The organism is Thioalkalivibrio sulfidiphilus, assembly GCF_000377945.1.
Classification (GTDB): Bacteria; Pseudomonadota; Gammaproteobacteria; order Ectothiorhodospirales; family Ectothiorhodospiraceae; genus Thioalkalivibrio_A; species Thioalkalivibrio_A sulfidiphilus_A.
The window spans coordinates 82,419-100,161 of record NZ_KB898930.1; the positions used below are offsets into that span (position 1 = coordinate 82,419).

A 17,743-nucleotide genomic window follows, 5' to 3' on the forward strand; every position below is an offset into this window, starting at 1 on the left:
CCGGCATGAGCATGCCCGCACCATCCGAGGGTCGACGCAAGATCCGGCTGGGTGACCTGCTGGTGGAGAACGGCATCATCTCCGGCCAGCAGCTGGAGGAGGCCCTGTCCGTCCAGAAGCGCACCGGCAACAAGCTGGGTCGCACGCTTATAGACATGGGCGTGATCTCCGAGGACGCGCTGCTCAACTTCCTGTCCCGCCAGCTCAACATTCCGCTGGTGGACTTGCGCCACTATCGATTCAACAGCGAGCTGCTGCATCGCCTGCCGGAGACCGCGGCGCGGCGTTTCCGCTGCATCCTGTTGGCAGAGCAGGACGACGGCTACCTGGTGGGCATGGCCGATCCCACGGACATCTTCGCCCAGGACGAGATCACGCGCCTGTTGGGCAGGCCCGTGCAGGCGGCGGTGGTGCGCGAGGCGGACCTGTTGCAGACCTTCGACACCGTCTACCGGCGTACGGAGGAGATCGTCGATCTGGCCGAGGAACTGGGTCAGGAACTGGCGGAGAGTGACTTCGACGTGGCACAACTCAGTGCCGGCGACGAGGTGACCGATGCGCCGGTAGTCAAGCTCCTGCAGAGCCTGTTCGAGGACGCCGTGCAGGTGGGCGCCTCGGACATTCACATCGAGCCCGACGAGAACGCCCTTCGCATTCGTCAGCGTATCGATGGCGTGCTGCAGGAACAGGTGATGAAGGAGAAGCGCATCGCCAACGCGGTGGTGCTGCGCCTCAAGCTCATGGCGGGCCTGAACATCTCCGAGAAGCGCCTGCCCCAGGACGGGCGCTTCAACATCAAGGTCAAGAACAAGAGCATCGACGTGCGACTCTCCACCATGCCCATCCAGCATGGCGAGTCGGTGGTGATGCGACTGCTGGATCAATCCAGCGGCATGCTGGAGCTCGGCCACCTGGGGATGTCCGAGGAGATGATGAAACGCCTGCGCCGGGTGCTGCGCCACCCCAGCGGCATGGTGCTGGTCACCGGCCCCACCGGCAGCGGCAAGACCACGACCCTGTACGCCGCGCTGCAGGAACTCAACGTGCCTGACCGCAAGATCATCACCGTGGAAGACCCGGTGGAGTACCGACTGCCGCGCATCAACCAGGTGCAGGTGAACCCGCGCATCGGGCTGGAATTCGCCACGGTGCTGCGCGCCGCCCTGCGACAGGACCCGGACGTGATCCTGGTGGGCGAGATGCGCGACCAGGAGACCGCCGAGATCGGACTGCGCGCCGCCATGACCGGCCACCTGGTGCTCTCCACCCTGCACACCAATGATGCCATCAGCACCGCCGACCGACTGCTGGACATGGGCGCCCAGGGTTTCCTGCTGGCCTCCTCGCTGCGCGCCATCATCGCCCAGCGTCTGGTGCGGCGGGTGTGCGAGTTCTGCGCCGAGGCCCACGTACCCGATGCGCATCAGGCGAGCTGGATGCGCACGGTGCTGGGCGATGGCGCCGACTTCTCGCGCCTGCGCCAGGGGCGCGGCTGTACCCATTGCAACAACACCGGTTATCGGGGCCGCATCGGCGTGCATGAATACCTGGAGCCGGACGAGGCCATGCTCACCGCGTTGCGCCGTTCCCGCATGGACGAGTTCGCCAGGGCCGCCCGTGCCAATCCCCTGTATCGTCCGCTCATGCGCGTGGCCCTGGACTACGCCCTGGAAGGCCGCACCAGCGTGGACGAGGCCATGCGGCTCGCCGCCGAGGTGGAGGTGCACTGATGTTCGGACCACGCCAGTCGATTGACCCCGTGCGAGACGCCGTGACCCGGAGGCCGGACTGACATGCCCCGTTTCAGCTACCGCGCCCGCAATGCCCAGGGTCAGGCCATTGACGGCCAGATGGAGGCGCCGACCCTGATGGCCGTCGCCGACCAGCTGAGCAGCGACGGCTTCATCCCCGTGGACATCCAGCCTCTGCGCGCCGGCGGTGCTTCTCTCAACATGCCCATCCGCCTGCCGCCGAGGCGTCCATCCAGCAGCGAGATCACCCTGCTGGCGCGCCAACTCTACGCCCTCACCAAGGCCGGCGTGCCGATTATCCGGGGTCTGAACCAGCTGGCCGATGCCAGCAAGAACGAGCGCATGTCCAAGGCTCTGCGCGAGGTGGTGGACGACCTGGAATCCGGGCGTGATCTCGCCGGCGCCATGGCGCGGCACCCGGACATCTTCAGCCCCCTGTTCGTGAGCATGGTGCAGGTGGGCGAGGCCTCGGGTCGGCTGGATGATGCCCTGCTGCGGGTGTTCAACTACATGGAGCGCGAGCGCCAGACGGTGAACCAGATCCGCACCGCGCTGCGTTATCCCATGTTCGTGGTGATCGCCATCAGCGTCGCCATCTTCATTCTCATGGCCTACGTGATTCCGGTATTCGCCCAGGTGTTCGAACGCTTCGACCTGGACCTGCCCCTGGCCACCCGCGCGATCATCGCCGTGTCCAATTTCGTGTCCGCCTGGTGGTGGCTGATTCTGGCGGGTGTGGCCGCGGCCTGGTTCGGATTCCGTCACTGGACCCGTCGTGACGACGGACGTCTGTGGTGGGACCGCCAGAAGCTGCGTTTCCCGGTGGTGGGTGACATCGTGCTGCGCGCATCATTGGCCCGCTTCGCCCGGGCCTTCGCCATGGCCTCGCGCTCCGGCGTGCCCCTGCTGCAGGCCCTCAATGTGGTCTCGCGCACGGCGGACAACGCCTACATCGCCGGCAAGATCCGCGGCATGCGCGAAGGCATCGAGCGCGGCGAAACCATCGCCCGTACCGCCGCGGCCTCACGCGTGTTCACGCCCCTGGTGATGCAGATGATCACCGTGGGCGAGGAGACCGGTCAGGTGGACGAGATGCTCGATGAGGTGGCCGAGTTCTACGAGACCGAGGTGGACTATGACGTTCGTCGGCTGGGCGAGACCATCCAGCCGGTACTAGTCGTGGCAGTGGGCGTGATCGTCTTTATCTTGGCATTGGGGGTCTTCCTGCCCATGTGGGACCTGACCCAGATCGCAGGTCGATGAGGCGGCACGAGCGTGGTCTGACGCTGCTGGAGTTCGCCCTGGTGGTGGTCGTCGTCGGGCTGCTGATGTGGCTCGCCATGACCAAGATCCTGCGTCTGGAGGCGGACGTGGAGCGGGTCAACATGCAACGCACCGTGGCGGCGCTCAACAGCGCCCTGGCCATGGAGTTCGCCGAGCGGGTGGTGAACGGCCGGCTGGACACGGTGCCGGAGATGGCCGGGATCAACCCCATGGACTGGCTGGCCCAGGTGCCCGGCACCTACCTGGGGGCGCTGGGTCCCGCAGAGGCCGGGGCGGTGCCGCAGGGCCGCTGGTATTACGACGCGCAGCAGGGGTTGCTGGTATACCGGGTCGCCCATACGGGGCGCTTCGAATCCGGCGTAGAAGGGGTGCCGAGAGCGCGGTTCCGGGTCGAGGTGGTCGAACATCCCAGGGATGGATCACCCCAAGGGGTGCGGTTGGTAGCGGCAGAGCCGTTTACATGGAAGTAGGCCGGACAAAGCGCAGCGGTGTCCGGGACAGGTTGCCCGATACCGCTTCGTTTCATCGTGCCTACGGCGGGCTGCGATCCTCGTAGGCCGGACAGAGCGTTAGCGGTGTCCGGCGCAGGCCGCCCGATACCGCGTGCGCTATATCGGGCCTACATTGGGCTGTAAGATTCGGTGGCCTGGTCCACCGTGCAGTACCCGGAGAGGTGAAGTGACGGGGGATTTCCGGAACACGTCTCGAAGGTTGAGTTCAAACGTCAAACTTGAAAATGAGGAGTAACACCATGCAGGCAAGACAAAGTGGTTTCACCCTGATCGAACTGATCATGGTGATCGTGATTCTGGGTGCGCTGGCGGTGATCGCGCTGCCGCGGTATATCGATTTGCAGAGCCGAGCTGAAATTGCTTCAGCGGAAGGTGTATATGGTGCCGTTCAGGCAGGCGTTGCAATTAACTTTGCCGGAAATCTCGCAGGAGCGACTACTGAAGTGCCTTTAGGGGTAAGCACAGGACAACACCTGCTTGATGTACTGAGCCCGGCTCCAGAAGGGTGGGCAGTCGGTGGCGCAGCTGATGCTTGTATCGTGCGAGATAGTTTTGAGATCTGTGTCGCGACACCTGAGTCAGGCGCAGCACCAGCAGTCCTAAGCAGAGCGGGTTTCTAACATAGAACTCATAATAAAATATTGATAGTCAGTGTGGCCGGGCATGATCAACCGAGGGTTTACTCTAATTGAACTGGTCACGGTGATCGTGCTGCTCGGGGCCATCTCGGTGTTTGCCCTGCCGCGCATGATGGACCGCACGGCCGTGGATGCGGCCGCCTTCGAACAGGAGTTGAAGGCGGCGCTGCGTCACGGCCGTGCCCTGGCGTTGGCCTCGGGGTGTGACGTACAGGTTCAGATTACGCCCGCGGCCTATGGTGTATTCGTGCGTGCCGGTGCCGCAGGGCAATCCTGCGGCTCGGGCGCATTCACCCATGCCGTGCCGCGACCCATTCAGAGCGGTGCCTATCAGGGTGTTGTGCCTTCCGGTTTATCGGTTGGGACGCTGACGATCACCTTCGATGCACTCGGCCGGACGGCGGGCGGCAGTGTTGCCGTGGAAAACCGGACCATCACGGTCTCGGGCGCTGGTTATGTCGGTTAAAGGCAGTGGCAAGTGGCTAGTGGCTAGTGGCAAGGAAGGGCCGCTTCAAGGACGCATTACATTTCCACTTCCCAATTCACACTTCCCCCTTCAGAGGGGTTTTACGCTCATCGAACTGATCATCGCCATCGTCGTCATCGGCGCGGCGGTGGGCGGTGTGATGCTGCTGGTGGCCAACGTGGCAGCGCGCAGTGTCGATCCCATGATTCAGACCCAGGCGGTCTATATCGCGCAGTCCTATCTGGAGGAGGCCCTGCTGCGACCCTACGACGGACCAGCTGATTGCGCAGGCCCCCGGGATCAGTGGCAAGGTGTCGCGGCCTACGATTGCATCAACGCGCAAACACCGACGGACCAGCAGGGCAATGGTCTGCCTGGCCTGTCTGCCTATCGCGTCACGGTGAATGTGTCTGATACGAGTCTCGGTGGCGTCGCGGCCCGGCGCGTGGAGGTACAGGTCAGCCACACGAGCCAGCCCATCAATCTCTCACTGGCCGGCTACAGGGCGCAGTACTGAAGTAATGCGCAGAGACAAGAGACAAGAGGCAAGAGGCAAGAGGGGGGCTGGTCTGTCCTTCGCACTTCCCAATTCGCCCTTCCCACTTCAGAGGGGTTTCACCCTGATCGAGATGATCATGGTCATCGTGCTGCTGGGTGCGCTGGTGGCCGTGTCTTCGGTCTTCATCGTGCAGCCGTTTCGCGCCTTCGACGATATGAAGCGGCGGGCGGAACTGGTGGAGGCGGCCGATTCGGCGCTGATGCTCATGACCCGAGAGTTGCGTGCGGCGCTGCCGAACAGTGTGCGTGTCCAGAGTGCCGGCGGGCGAACGGTTCTGGAGTTCATTCCCACTCTGTCGGGGGGGCGTTACCGCGCGACCCTGGCTGGGGATGGCAGCGGCGATATCCTGGATTTCGGCACCACGGACACCGGCTTCGACGTGATGGGTCCGCTGCCCTCGGCACCCGTACCGGGCAGCGCCGTGGTGGTCTACAACCTGACGGCTGTGGGCGGGCAGGGCAACGCCTATGCAAGCGACAACCGGGCGCCGGTGGATGCAGCGGGCAGCAGCAGCACCTATATCGCCCTGGCAGCGGCACACCGGTTTCCCTTCGCGTCTCCGGCCCAGCGTTTTCAACTGGTGTCTTCGCCCGTGAGTTATGTCTGTGATCCCGTCGCCGGCGTGTTGACCCGGCATCAGGGATACGGCTTTCAGGGCAGCCAGCCGGTATCCAGCGCCGAGCTGGGTGTCGGGGAGACGGCAGCGCGGTTTGTCACAGGATGTGATATTCGCTTCGACCCTGGCGCGGGTACGCGCAACGGTCTGGTGTCGATACGGCTGAGCCTCAGTGACGCAGGGGAGACGGTCTCCCTGCTGCAACAGGTACACGTGCTGAACACACCATGAGAGACAGACATCATCAACAGGGCTTCGCGCTGATCTCGGCGGTGTTGCTGATCACCGGTATCCTCACGGTGGCGACCGTCTCGGCCCTGTTGCTCTCCGGGCGCAGTGTCACCACAGCCCAGGGCCTGGAGGCCCTGCGGGCTCACTATGCCGCGCGCAGCGGCGTGGATGTCGCGGCCGCACAGGCCCTTACCGGCGGATGTGCCAACGTAGCCGCGTCGCTCCCCGTTGAGGGGCTCACGGTCAGCCTGGGCTGTGAATCGTGGGACGTGAACGAGGCGGGCACGCAATACAACGTCTACCGTCTGACCGCCACGGCGGCCCGGGGCAGCATCGAGCAGGGCAACCTTGTTCGTCGGCAGATCCAGATTAGCGTCGTGGGGCAACCGTGAGGGAAGGCAGCGGCCGATGAAAACTCTGGTTTATCCGCGTTTATTGCTCAGCCTGATTCTGTTGTTCTGGATGGCGAATGCCGGAGCGACCATCACCCTGGTTGGTACGTCAGGGGACAGTACAGGTAACCCCGGGACGGGGTTCACGCTTTCCCGACCAGGTGGCACGGCGTCTGGTGATGTGTTGCTTGCGCAGTTGACCACCCGCCGTATGAATAATGTGTCTACAGCGTCTGGTTGGACGCTGCTCCAGCACAATATCAGTGGCGAACTTGAGATGCGGACCTTTCTAAGGGTTGCGCAGGAGAGTGAGCCAACACAATACACCTGGGGGCTTACCCCCGACCCAGGTGCGCCCGGGCTTGTGCGTATAGCGGGTGCAATCGCCAGCTACCGTGGGGTTGACCCACTGAGCCCCATCGGTGGCCAGGGCCACCAGTCGGGTTCCGGCAACACGGTCACTGCGCCCTCGCTCACGGTCGGTCCCGCGGGGGGTCAGCTTGTCACCTTGTTCGCCAATGCCAATGGGGGGGCCACTCTCACGACACCGGGAGGCATGACGTCGGTGTCTTTTCAGCAGATTGGCGCCGGGCCGAACGGCGCGACCATCCGTGTGACCCACGAGCCCCGGGAGTCCGGGCCGACCGGTTCAAGGGTATCCACAAGCGGTACGAGTACAAACTGGGTGGCGCAGTCCTTCGTACTCAATTCCGGCGCCGCCATGGGACCCCACCACATCCGCCTGTTGCACAGTGGTCAGGGGCTAACTTGTACCTCGGTGCCTGTGACGGTGCAGGCCTGTGCGGATGCGGATTGCTCGGCGCTGTTCACAGACCCCGTTGATGTGTCTTTGGCGACCAGTCTTTCGGGAGGGACGTGGTCGCAAAATCCTGTCCCTGTGACCGGTGAAACCACGGTGCATCTGCGCTACCTTGCTGGAGGTGCCATTACGCTCTTAGCAAGCGCACCTGCCGCGACGAATGAAACGCAGTGCGTAAACACGAGCGGCGGTCCGCCTTGCCAGATCACGTTTGCCGACGTAGGCGTCCTCCTTGACGGTGATGGTGACGACGGCATTACGAAGAGCGACGTGCCCGAGCAGATCGCCGGCAAACCATCCAACACCGGGTACAATGCGGCGGTTCAAAGGGTGCGTGTAGTGCGCACGGACGACGAGACCGGCGCTTGCGTCGCCGGCCTGCAAAACGCAGAGCTCACGGCGCAGTTCAGTTATCTGGTGCCTGTGGCAACTGATGGGCTTGCGGACAATACCCTGATCATCCAGGCGGCAACTACAGCGACCCTAACATCCTCAGGCGCTCCTGAGTCAGTGAACCTGATGTTCGGGAGTGATGGTTCCGCGCCTTTCAGTTTTCAGTCCATGGATGCGGGTCGTTACGCCTTGCGTGTCGATCTGGACATCCCTGTGTTCGATGAGTCAAACAACCCCACGGGAGATGTCATTCCAAGCTATGACACGAGCAACATGTTTGTGGTGCGGCCCCTTGCGGTCTATGTGGGGGCGGTCGATAACCCCGCAGCTGCGGATCATGAGGGTGATCCCTTCAAGAAGGCCGGCGAAGTATTCGATCTAACCTTCAAGAGTCTGCGCTGGCAGCCTGGACTGGATGGTAATGGTGATGGGCGTTGGGACGGTTGTGGCTCTGTCATGCTCAGCGACCCTGGGGTTTATGCCTGGGTACCGGCATGGAACATCGGCCAGCCCGCAGTGGATCTGACGCTGCCAACGGGTGGCATTAATCCAGGCCTTACCTACTCCAGTGGAGACGCGGTCTTTGCGCAAGGCACCAGTGAGACAGCCGCCGAAGTTTCCTTCGGCGAGGTCGGCATCATCCGATTCGAGACGAGCGTCGCTTTTCAGGGTGTAGGTGTCGATGTGTGTTCGTCGAACATCGGCCGCTTCACGCCGGATCATTTCCATGTGGCGCTGGTGAACCAACCCAGTTTCCAGCCCGCCTGCGGCACGTTCACTTATCTGTCCCAGCCGTTCACCTATGCCACCGCGCCCCAGGTACGCATCACGGCGCGCAATCGAGATGGCGCGATCACCCAAAACTACGATGGACCGTGGTGGCGACTGTCACACATCAGTCCCGACTACAGTCACGGGGGGCCAGACTCGTTGCCGGATGGTGTTGTTTTTGTGGAGATGGCAACCCATGACGACCCCATTCAGTGCAACGGTTGTCAGGGTGAAGTGACCGTGGGCTTCGGCGGTGAGTTCACCTATGACCGAAATGGCGATCCTGTGGACCCGATCAACGGTGCCGTGCGTGTCGAATTCGAGGTGGTGGATGCTGATGGCGTCGCCTTTCCTGGCAACCCGTTCGTATTCACGATCGGCTTCGAGGGCGGCAACGACGAGCAACGCTGGGGGCGGCTGGAGATGCAAAACGCCCATGGGCCCGAGCTGCTGCCGCTCACGGTGCCCATGTACACTACCTATTTCCGTGATGGGGCCTTCCGCTTGAACACGGAGGACAACTGCACGGCGATCGATGCCAGCGACATTGCTCTGGACATCCAGCTCTCCGGCGGCACCACGAGTGCCAGCGTAGTGAACACCCCGGCTTCGGGCGGGCGTCTAGACGTTCGGCTCAACGCGCCCGGCGCGGGCAATACGGGCTACGTGGACGTGACCCCGGACATCTCCGTGTCCAACGGCGCGGACCTGCCCTGGCTCACATTTGACTGGGATGGTGACGGCACCCTGCGTGGTCCCGAGGCCCGTGCCACCTTCGGCGTATACGGAGGCAACGAGCGCCACATATACATCCGCGAGTTGCCATAGGCCCGAAAGGCAGAGGCGTCATCGGGCGGGCTGATGCCGGACACCGCTTGCGCTCTGTCCGGCCTACGAGGATCGTGTTCCGACCGTAGGCCCGATAAAGCAAAGCGGTATCGGGCGACCCGGGACACGACAAAGTCATTCGCAGTTCATGGCTGCAATCTGCGCGGGTTCACTCCGGCCCCAACCTGTCGGATAAATGCCTCGTTCCAGATATCGGCGGAAAGAACTTGCGGGCCAGGACGCCGGATCATCGACAAGCCCATGTTTGACCGGATTGAAGTGGATGTAGTCCATGTGGCGCCGTCGATCATGATCGTCGCGGATCAGGTGTTCCCAGAAGCGTGGTTGCCAGATGGGGCCATTTTTGTTGCCCAGACGGCGGCTGACATACCCCTTGAGCATTTTCCAACGGTTGGAATAGTCGCTGTCTGTCTCCGGCAATAGCAACAGGCAATGCAGATGGTCAGGCAGAATCACGATGGCCTCGAGTTGGAAGGGGCGCCGCTGCATGACATAGCGAAAGGCCATGCGCAGTATCTCGATGGATTGTGCGTTGGAGAAGAGGGGGCGCCGGTTGGCAGTGACGGCAGTGAAGAAGTACAGGCCGCCGTAATGATAGACGCGTCGATAGTCGGACATGGTTCCTCCTTGAACCTTCGTGGGTTGCCGGACACCGCTGACGTTCGGACCGGCCTACGAGATCGCGGTTTGAGCGTAGGCCCGATTAAGCGAAGCGGTATCGGGCATCGGGAGCCGGACACCGCTGCGCTCTGTCCGGCCTACGTAAATCCTATCTCGGAGCCATAGGCAAGACAAAGCGGTAACAGGCAGCCAGATGCCGGACGCCGCTTGCGCTCTGTCCGGCCTACGAGGATCGTGTTCCGACCGTAGGCCCGATAAAGCGAAGCGGTATCGGGCAGCCAGATGCCGGACACCGCTGCGCTCTGTCCGGCCTACGCCTCGTCCTTGCCTTCTTCCATGCCCAGTTCGTTGATCTTGCGTGTCAGGGTGTTGCGGCCCCAGCCCAGCATTTTGGCGGCGTCCTGGCGACGGCCGCCGGTGCGCTTCAGGGCGGCACGGATCATGATGCGCTCGAACGCGGGCATGGCCTGTTCCAGCAGGGCGTGTTCGCCACGGGCGAGGGCCTGGTCGGCCCACTGGGCCAGGGCCTGTTCCCAGCCGATGGCGGTGGTGGTCTCGGGCTGCTCGCGGAACTCGGGCGGCAGGTCGTCCAGGTGCACCTCGCGACCGGAGGCCATGACCGTGAGCCAGCGGCAGGTGTTCTCCAGCTGGCGCACGTTGCCGGGCCAGTCGAGACTCGAGAGGTAATCCCGCACCTCGGGCAGGAGCACCTTGCGCTCCACGTTCAGTTCCTTGGCCGCCTGGCCCAGGAAATGGTTGAGCAGCAGCGGGATGTCCTCGCGGCGTTCGCGCAGGGAGGGCACGTGGATGCGGATCACGTTGAGGCGGTGGAACAGGTCCTCGCGGAACAGGCCCTCGCGCACCCGCTGTTCCAGGTTCTGGTGGGTGGCGGCGATGATGCGCACGTCCACCCGGATGGGGGTGTGGCCGCCCACCCGGTAGAACTCGCCGTCGGCCAGCACGCGCAGCAGGCGGGTCTGCAGCTCCGCGGGCATGTCGCCGATCTCGTCCAGGAACAGGGTGCCGCCGTCGGCCTGCTCGAAGCGGCCGCGGCGTGAGGCCTGGGCGCCGGTGAAGGCGCCCTTCTCGTGGCCGAACAGTTCCGATTCCAGCAGGTCCTTGGGGATGGCGGCGGTGTTGAGCGCGATGAAGGGCATGTTCGCCCGCGGGCTGTGCCGGTGCAGGGCCCGGGCCACCAGTTCCTTGCCGGTGCCGGATTCGCCGTTGATGAGCACGGTGATGTTGGAACGCGACAGCCGGCCGATGGCGCGGAAGACCTCCTGCATGGCCGGCGCCTCGCCGATGATCTCGGTGCTCTCGCCGTTATGGCCCACCTCCGGCTGTGCCCGCTCCCGGTGCAGCTGGCAGGCACGGTGCACCAGGGCCACGGCGTCGTCCACGTCGAAGGGCTTGGGCAGGTACTCGAAGGCGCCCCCCTGGTAGGCGGAGACGGCGCTCTCCAGGTCCGAGTGGGCGGTCATGATGATCACCGGAAGCTGCGGGTGATCCCGGTGCAGGCGGTCGAGCAGTTCCAGGCCGTCCATGCCAGGCATGCGGATGTCGGTCACCACCGCGTCGGGGGTGTCCTTCTCCAGGGCATCGAGGGCGGCGCCGGCGGTCTCGAAGGAGGTGACCTCGATGCCTGCCTTGTCCAGGGCCCGTTCCAGGACCCAGCGAATGGATCGGTCGTCGTCGATGACCCAGACGTGTTCGTGACTAACCTGCATGGCTCACCTCTGTTCGTAGCGAGGGTGACGAAATGCCGCTGTGGCGGGGGGAACGGAGCGGAAGTCGGCGAAGGTGTAGTGCTCACTACCTCGAGTCGGCTGGAGCGAGTACGCCCCGCCACAGGGAGCAGTTCGACGGCCGCAGTAGAACGGGGGTGGGCTATGCAGGTTAATCATCCGTGGTCTCCAGCGGAATCAGCAGCGAAAATACGGTCTTGCCCGGCTGGGAGCTGCATTCGATCAGCCCGCCGTGCTGGTTGATGAGGGATTGGGCGATGGACAGGCCGAGGCCGGTGCCGCCGTCGCGGCCAGACACCATGGGGTAGAAGATGCGCTCGCGCATCTCCTCGGGGATGCCCGGGCCGTTGTCGATGATCTGGATGCGGGCGACCAGTTTGTGCCGCACCTGGCCCACGGTGTACTGGCGCAGCACCCGGGTGCGCAGCACGATGCGCCCGGACTCGCCCACCGCCTGCAGGGCGTTGCGGGCGATGTTGAGCACCGCCTGGATGATCAGGTCGCGGTCGGCAAGCAGCTCGGGGATGCTGGGGTCGTAGTCGGAGTCGATGCGCACGCCTTCCGGGGCCTCCACCGACAGCAGGCTGCGCACGTGTTCCAGCACCTCGTGGACGTTGAGCAGCTTCTTGCGCGGGATGTTGTTGGGGCCGAGCATGCGGTCCACCAGGGCCTGCAGCCGATCCGCCTCGCCGATGATGATGCGCGTGTACTCGTGCAGGCCCTTGTCCGGCAGTTCACGCTCCAGCAGCTGGGCCGCGCCGCGCAGGCCGCCCAGCGGGTTCTTGATCTCGTGGGCCAGGCCGCGCACCAGGGCGCGGGTGGCGGCGTGCTGGCTGAGCAGGCTCTCCTCCCGGGAGATGCGCAGCTGGCGGTCGATCTGCACCAGTTCCACCAGCAGCTGGCGGGGCTGGTGGGTCTCGGTGAGCGGCGTGACGGTCATGTCCACGGTGGCCTGGCGGCCGTGCACCGGGTGCAGTATGTGCTCGCGCTCGGTAAACGGGTGCCCGGTGCGCAGGGAATGCTCCAGGCTGGTGCGCAGCTGGGCATCCTCGCGCACCAGGGCGTCCATGGACTGGCCCTGCACCCTACCCAGGCTGATCTCGAACAGCATTTCCGCCGCCGGGTTCATGTAGCTGAGATGCAGTTGGGCATCCAGCACCAGCACGGCGGTGGTCAGGTTTTCCAGCAGGTAGGGGTAGGGCGTCTGTGACTTGGGCATACGCTGACCACCATGCAAAAAGCAAACCAGCCTGGTGCAGAAACCGGCGATCACTGCACAGCCCTGGGGCATGGCGCGGAAGACCGGGATTTTCCGGGGGTCCGGCCAGCAGAAGGCGTGTGCGGTCAGGCGCCAGGACGGTGCCTGATCACAGGGCCGGATGCATTATTGCACCAAATCGGTGCGTGCGCTGATGTTTGGTACGAGAGAGGCGCACCGGAGGTGCGTTTGATCTCGCGGTGCGGGCTAGCGACGGATATGATGACGCAGCAGGTGGAACTCGACCCGCTCGGACTCCTGGATGACCTGGTCATTGCGGTCCAGCACCTGGACCTGGATCCGGTGGGTGCCACGGTCGATGTTGCGCATCTCGAAGCTGGGCCGGTCGCTGGTGCCCACGGGGCTGCCGTCCATGATCAGGCGCAGGCGGTGTCCTTGCTGGGTGCGCAGTTCCGGGTGGATCTCCACCGAGATGGTGAAGTTGCCGTCGTTGGCACGCACCGGCTCGTCGTCGCCGGGGCTTGCGATGCGCAGGCGCTGGTAGGGGGTGGCGGGGGTCTCATCGCGGGTCTCGCGCGCCCGATCCAGGATCTGCCGGGCCTCGGGCATGGCAGGCGTGGTCATGGGCTGGCGCAGCTGTATGCGCTCCGCCTCCACCCCCTTGGGCGGGTTGTCGCCGAACACCACGTTGCCCTCGGCATCGGTCCAGCGGTAGACATCGGCATGAGCGGACGCCGTGAGGGCGAGGAGCAGCAGGGGTATAAATTTGAGGCGCATGGTTAGAGCCTAGCGTGTGGTGGACCAGATACAAGATACAAGAGGCAAGAGACAAGAGGAACAATGCCTTTACTTGCCGCTTGCCTCTGCCCAAAAAAGAAGGCCCCGCAATGCGGGGCCTTCTTTTTTGGGGCCTTCAGCTTCGTTTAGAGGCTGTAATACATGTCGTACTCCACCGGGTGGGTGGTCATGCGGATGCGGGTCACGTCTTCCATCTTCAGGGCGATGTAGGCGTCGATCATGTCGTCGGTGAACACGCCGCCGGCCTTGAGGAACTCGCGGTCCTTGTCCAGGGCGTTGAGGGCCTGATCCAGGGCGTGGCAGACCTGCGGGATCTGCTTCTCCTCTTCGGGGGGCAGGTCGTACAGGTTCTTGTCCATGGCCTCTCCGGGGTGGATCTTGTTCAGGATGCCGTCGATACCCGCCATCATCAGGGCCGCGAAGGCCAGGTAGGGGTTGGCGGTGGAATCCGGGAAGCGCACCTCGATGCGGCGGGCCTTGGGGCTCATCACGAACGGGATGCGGATGGAGGCGGAACGGTTGCGGGCGGAGTAGGCCAGCATCACCGGGGCCTCGAAACCGGGCACCAGACGCTTGTAGCTGTTGGTGGAGGCGTTGGTGAAGGCGTTCAGGGCGCGGGCGTGCTTGATGATGCCGCCGATGTAGTACAGGGCGGTCTCGGACAGGCCGCCGTACTGGTCACCGCTGAACAGGTTCACGCCGCCCTTGGACAGGGACATGTGCACGTGCATGCCGCTGCCGTTGTCGCCCACCAGGGGCTTGGGCATGAAGGTGGCGGTCTTGCCATAGTTGTGGGCCACGTTCTGCACCACGTACTTGAGGATCTGCACCTCGTCGGCCTTGCGGGTCAGGCTGGCGGCGCCGACGCCGATCTCGCACTGGCCGGCGGTGGCCACCTCGTGGTGGTGCACCTCGGTGGTCAGACCCATCTCTTCCAGGGCCAGGCACATGGCGGAACGCAGGTCCTGCAGGCTGTCCACCGGGGGCACGGGGAAGTAGCCGCCCTTGACGGTGGGGCGGTGGCCGATGTTGCCGCCCTCGAACACCTTCTCGGAGTTCCAGGAGGCCTCGTCGGAGTCCACGCGGAAGAAGGAGCCGGAGATCTCGTTGCCCCACTTCACGTCGTCGAACACGAAGAACTCGTTTTCGGGGCCGAACAGGGCGCCGTCGGCGATGCCGGTGCTGGCCAGGTAGGCCTCGGCGCGCTGGGCCAGCGAACGGGGGCAGCGGTCATAGCCCTGCATGGTGGCGGGTTCCACGACGCCGCAACGGATAATCAGGGTGGGCTCGTCGAAGAAGGGGTCCATGACGGCGCTGGCGGCGTCGGGCATGAGGATCATGTCGGACTCGTTGATGCCCTTCCAGCCGGCGATGGAGGAGCCGTCGAACATCTTGCCGCTCTCGAAGACGTCCTCTTCAATGGTGTGGGCGGGCACAGAGACGTGCTGCTCCTTGCCACGGGTGTCGGTAAAACGGAAGTCGATGAACTTGACGCCGTTTTCCTTGATCATCTTCATCACATCTGCTGGGGACATGCCTGCTCCTCCGGGGAGTAAATAAACGTGGTCGAAATGGTTGTTACCGGTACGCCAGGTGCTTCATCGGTGCCCTGGCGAACCGTCTGCCCTGTTATGAGGCATGATCCATGCCATCCGCCCAATGGCGGCGCAGCAAGGGCTGCAGGGGCGTCAGGGATCGGTGCGGAAACAAAATCGCACCATCATGGTGCGAATCGCCAAGCGCTCGTTCCATTCTGGTGCATCAGGGTCGGGCGACGTGCCTCGTGCGCCTATCGCGATCCGTTGCCCCGGAAATAGACCACCACTTCACCCACATCCGCAAGCTGCTTGCTGGCCTGTCGCAGACGGCTGGTCAGGTTTGAGGCAGATTCGGCGTCCGGCGCCACACTTTGGGGCAGATAAAGCTCCAGGTGTACCCGCCCGCCCAGATAATGTAGCACCACATTCTCCAATTGGCGGGTTTCGGGGATCTCCGCCCACTGCCCCTGGAGCCGGGAGAGCAGATCCGTGCGTGTGGGCAGGTCCAGGGCTGGCGGGTTGTGCTGGTCGTCCTCGGGGTCGATGTGCACGGTCACGTCCGTGACCTCGTCGATGGCCTCGGTGACTGCCTGGCGCACACGCTCGCTGATCTGGTGGCCCTCGGAGATGCTCAGCCGGGAAGGCACCTGGATGTGTACATCGGCCAGGGCCGTGCCGGCCATGCGCCGGGTGCGCAGCATGTGCAGGTTCTTCACCCCTTCCACCGCGAGGATGGTCTGGCGGATGCGCTCGACCCGCTCCTCGGCCAGACCCGTATCGATCAGCTCCCGGGCGCTGTCCCAGATCAGTTTCCCGCCCATGTGGGCGATGAGCGCCGCCACCAGCACCGCGGCCACGGCGTCCAGGTAGGGCAGGCCGGCCAGGGTGCCGCCCACGCCCACCAGCACCACGATGGAGGAGACCACGTCGGAGCGGTGGTGCCAGGCGTTGGCCTTGAGCAGGTTGGAGCGGATGCGCCGGGCGACCCGGATGGTGTACTGGTACAGCCCCTCCTTGAACACGATGGCCAGCACCGCGAAGGCCAGGGCCAGGGGTTCGGGGCTCAGCAGGCGCTCGGGTTCGAACAGGCGCTGCCCGGCATCGACCCCGATGCCGATGCCCACGCCCAGCAGCAGCAGGCCGACGACCACGGTGGCCAGGGTCTCGATGCGTCCGTGACCGTAGGGGTGTTCGCTGTCGGGCGCCACGTTGGCCTGGCGACCGGCCAGCAGCACCACGCCGTCGCTCATCAGGTCCGAGAGGGTGTGCACGCCGTCGGCGATCAGGGCCTGGGACTGGGTGAACACGCCGCCGACGATCTGTGCCGCCGAGAGCGTGAGGTTGGTGAACGCCGCCGTGAGCGTCACGCGGCGCATGGTGCGCTCGCGGGATTTGCCGGGCAGGAGTTCGGAGGTGTCAGTCATCCATCCAGTTTGATGGATGACAGTGGCTAGTGGCTAGTCTCAAGTGGCAAGGAAAACCATTCCGACCCTCTCCCTGATGAGAGGTAATACGTTGCAGAATTTTCCTTGCCACTTGCCACTTGCCACTTGCCACTTCATTGCCGTGTCTCAGGCCCGCGCAGGGGGGTGGCATCGGTGAGGCCTTCCAGCACCTGGCGGGCCTGGCGGCTGCCGTGGTCCTGCCACAATTCCATGGCCTCCAGGGCGGAGAGTCCCGGGGCGCCGCCCAGTTCGCGCATGGCGCGCAGCACGTCGGAAAGGCCCATGAAGCCGTGGGCCAGGGCGCCGAACAGGTCGCTCAGGGAGCCACCCGGCTGGCGGTCGGCCACCTGCTGGTAGGCGGAGCGGCCGATGTCCACGAAGTAGCCCACGTTCACCCGCCGGCGCCGGGCCCGCTGGCTGAACAGGCCGGAGAACAGCAGGCAGTGATCGCCCACGTCCCGCAGGGCCACGGCCTGGGCCCGGGGCGCGGCACGCAGTCCGTGCAGATAGTCCAGGGCCATGATGCGGTGTCCGGTCTCGGGGTTTTCGGTGAAACGGATCATGAGCAGGACCAGGTAGCTCTCCAGGGTCTCGTCCAGTTCCTGGTGAACCTGGCCGGCGGCCTCCTGCACGAGGCGCTGCCACTGGGCGGCAGGGGTGGGCTCCATGATGAGTTCAGGCATGCGATCCTCCCGTTGCGTGGATGCAAAAGAAGTCCTCTCTGTTTTTCTTAGCATCAACTGGGCCAGGTTCAACGTCCGGGCAGACGGCTGGTCTGTGATGCGGCCCGGACGGTATACTGTAGTGCCCTGTCTGATAAATATCTTGCCAATCAGAGCCTCGCAAAAGCGCCAATGCGGCGTTGCGCACCTTGCCAAGGGCTTGCCATTGGCTGCGGTGCGCGCCTTGCCTTGGCGCTTTTGCGAGGCTCCCTGCGGGCGCGGCTGCGCGGGCGTGTGGCGTTGTTACGCTTGCTTGAAATGGGGGTGGCCATTCCTGCGCAAGCGTGCCTAGCCACACGCCCGCGCAGCCGCGCTGAATGACAAGATATTTAACAGACAGGACACTAGCCCCTTTGCGCAACCACGCCAGCCG

The 17,743-nt window shown here is 64.2% G+C and carries 16 protein-coding genes; 9 read left to right on the top strand and 7 right to left on the bottom strand.

Annotated elements, in window-relative coordinates:
- The first annotated feature begins 5 nt into the window (after positions 1-5).
- The 9 genes from D580_RS0105760 (at position 6) to D580_RS0105795 (ending at position 9,261) form a co-directional block, all read left to right on the top strand.
- On the top strand, positions 6-1,730 hold the full coding sequence (locus D580_RS0105760) for a GspE/PulE family protein (protein WP_038043233.1): 1,725 nt from the start codon (positions 6-8) through the stop codon (positions 1,728-1,730).
- A 63-nt stretch (positions 1,731-1,793) separates the two neighbouring features.
- Positions 1,794-3,014 carry a type II secretion system F family protein gene (locus D580_RS0105765; RefSeq protein WP_018953480.1) on the top strand — a complete coding sequence of 407 codons (1,221 nt, stop codon included), beginning with the start codon at positions 1,794-1,796 and terminating at the stop codon, positions 3,012-3,014.
- A complete protein-coding gene (locus D580_RS0105770) occupies positions 3,011-3,505 on the top strand; it encodes a hypothetical protein (protein WP_018953481.1) in 495 nt (164 codons plus the stop codon). Before D580_RS0105765 ends, D580_RS0105770 begins: the two co-directional genes overlap by 4 nt.
- Positions 3,506-3,786: 281 nt before the next feature.
- The gene (locus D580_RS16965; RefSeq protein ID WP_038043226.1) at positions 3,787-4,167 is read left to right on the top strand and encodes a type IV pilin protein; all 381 of its coding nucleotides are present in this window, start codon (positions 3,787-3,789) and stop codon (positions 4,165-4,167) included.
- 43 nt (positions 4,168-4,210) lie between these two features.
- Positions 4,211-4,651, top strand: a complete 441-nt coding sequence (locus D580_RS0105775) for a pilus assembly FimT family protein (protein WP_018953482.1) — start codon at positions 4,211-4,213, stop codon at positions 4,649-4,651.
- Positions 4,641-5,168: a prepilin-type N-terminal cleavage/methylation domain-containing protein gene (locus tag D580_RS0105780; protein ID WP_018953483.1), complete on the top strand. Its 528-nt coding sequence runs from the start codon at positions 4,641-4,643 to the stop codon at positions 5,166-5,168. Before D580_RS0105775 ends, D580_RS0105780 begins: the two co-directional genes overlap by 11 nt.
- Positions 5,169-5,172: 4 nt before the next feature.
- Positions 5,173-6,057: a type II secretion system protein gene (locus tag D580_RS0105785; protein ID WP_018953484.1), complete on the top strand. Its 885-nt coding sequence runs from the start codon at positions 5,173-5,175 to the stop codon at positions 6,055-6,057.
- A complete protein-coding gene (locus tag D580_RS0105790; RefSeq protein ID WP_018953485.1) occupies positions 6,054-6,449 on the top strand; it encodes a hypothetical protein in 396 nt (131 codons plus the stop codon). Before D580_RS0105785 ends, D580_RS0105790 begins: the two co-directional genes overlap by 4 nt.
- Before the next feature lie 16 nt (positions 6,450-6,465).
- The gene (locus D580_RS0105795) at positions 6,466-9,261 is read left to right on the top strand and encodes a DUF6701 domain-containing protein (protein ID WP_018953486.1); all 2,796 of its coding nucleotides are present in this window, start codon (positions 6,466-6,468) and stop codon (positions 9,259-9,261) included.
- 135 nt (positions 9,262-9,396) lie between these two features.
- Here D580_RS0105795 and D580_RS0105800 read toward each other — a convergent pair whose 3' ends face one another.
- The 7 genes from D580_RS0105800 to D580_RS0105830 form a co-directional block, all read right to left on the bottom strand.
- Complete coding sequence (locus D580_RS0105800) at positions 9,397-9,900, bottom strand: REP-associated tyrosine transposase (protein WP_018953487.1); 504 nt, start codon at positions 9,898-9,900, stop codon at positions 9,397-9,399.
- 314 nt (positions 9,901-10,214) lie between these two features.
- On the bottom strand, positions 10,215-11,630 hold the full coding sequence (gene ntrC, locus D580_RS0105805) for a nitrogen regulation protein NR(I) (protein ID WP_018953488.1): 1,416 nt from the start codon (positions 11,628-11,630) through the stop codon (positions 10,215-10,217).
- Positions 11,631-11,799: 169 nt separating this feature from the next.
- Positions 11,800-12,867: a nitrogen regulation protein NR(II) gene (gene glnL / locus D580_RS0105810; RefSeq protein WP_018953489.1), complete on the bottom strand. Its 1,068-nt coding sequence runs from the start codon at positions 12,865-12,867 to the stop codon at positions 11,800-11,802.
- Between the two features lie 246 nt (positions 12,868-13,113).
- Positions 13,114-13,644, bottom strand: a complete 531-nt coding sequence (locus D580_RS15235; protein WP_018953490.1) for a DUF4124 domain-containing protein — start codon at positions 13,642-13,644, stop codon at positions 13,114-13,116.
- Between the two features lie 146 nt (positions 13,645-13,790).
- On the bottom strand, positions 13,791-15,200 hold the full coding sequence (glnA, locus tag D580_RS0105820) for a glutamate--ammonia ligase (RefSeq protein ID WP_026289747.1): 1,410 nt from the start codon (positions 15,198-15,200) through the stop codon (positions 13,791-13,793).
- Between the two features lie 254 nt (positions 15,201-15,454).
- Positions 15,455-16,627, bottom strand: coding sequence for a cation diffusion facilitator family transporter (locus tag D580_RS0105825; RefSeq protein ID WP_018953492.1), 1,173 nt, complete (start codon positions 16,625-16,627; stop codon positions 15,455-15,457).
- A 134-nt stretch (positions 16,628-16,761) separates the two neighbouring features.
- Entirely contained in the window at positions 16,762-17,331 is a 570-nt protein-coding gene (locus D580_RS0105830; protein ID WP_018953493.1) for a hypothetical protein, read from the bottom strand.
- Positions 17,332-17,743: the final 412 nt, after the last annotated feature.

Bases quoted from the DNA above. Each gene is read 5' to 3' on its own strand.
- D580_RS0105760 (WP_038043233.1), top strand. From the start codon at position 6: ATGAGCATGCCCGCACCATCCGAGGGTCGACGCAAGATCCGGCTGGGT.
- D580_RS0105765 (WP_018953480.1), top strand. From the start codon at position 1,794: ATGCCCCGTTTCAGCTACCGCGCCCGCAATGCCCAGGGTCAGGCCATT.
- D580_RS0105770 (WP_018953481.1), top strand. From the start codon at position 3,011: ATGAGGCGGCACGAGCGTGGTCTGACGCTGCTGGAGTTCGCCCTGGTG.
- D580_RS16965 (WP_038043226.1), top strand. From the start codon at position 3,787: ATGCAGGCAAGACAAAGTGGTTTCACCCTGATCGAACTGATCATGGTG.
- D580_RS0105775 (WP_018953482.1), top strand. From the start codon at position 4,211: ATGATCAACCGAGGGTTTACTCTAATTGAACTGGTCACGGTGATCGTG.
- D580_RS0105780 (WP_018953483.1), top strand. From the start codon at position 4,641: ATGTCGGTTAAAGGCAGTGGCAAGTGGCTAGTGGCTAGTGGCAAGGAA.
- D580_RS0105785 (WP_018953484.1), top strand. From the start codon at position 5,173: ATGCGCAGAGACAAGAGACAAGAGGCAAGAGGCAAGAGGGGGGCTGGT.
- D580_RS0105790 (WP_018953485.1), top strand. From the start codon at position 6,054: ATGAGAGACAGACATCATCAACAGGGCTTCGCGCTGATCTCGGCGGTG.
- D580_RS0105795 (WP_018953486.1), top strand. From the start codon at position 6,466: ATGAAAACTCTGGTTTATCCGCGTTTATTGCTCAGCCTGATTCTGTTG.
- D580_RS0105800 (WP_018953487.1), bottom strand. From the start codon at position 9,900: ATGTCCGACTATCGACGCGTCTATCATTACGGCGGCCTGTACTTCTTC.
- ntrC (WP_018953488.1), bottom strand. From the start codon at position 11,630: ATGCAGGTTAGTCACGAACACGTCTGGGTCATCGACGACGACCGATCC.
- glnL (WP_018953489.1), bottom strand. From the start codon at position 12,867: ATGCCCAAGTCACAGACGCCCTACCCCTACCTGCTGGAAAACCTGACC.
- D580_RS15235 (WP_018953490.1), bottom strand. From the start codon at position 13,644: ATGCGCCTCAAATTTATACCCCTGCTGCTCCTCGCCCTCACGGCGTCC.
- glnA (WP_026289747.1), bottom strand. From the start codon at position 15,200: ATGTCCCCAGCAGATGTGATGAAGATGATCAAGGAAAACGGCGTCAAG.
- D580_RS0105825 (WP_018953492.1), bottom strand. From the start codon at position 16,627: ATGACTGACACCTCCGAACTCCTGCCCGGCAAATCCCGCGAGCGCACC.
- D580_RS0105830 (WP_018953493.1), bottom strand. From the start codon at position 17,331: ATGCCTGAACTCATCATGGAGCCCACCCCTGCCGCCCAGTGGCAGCGC.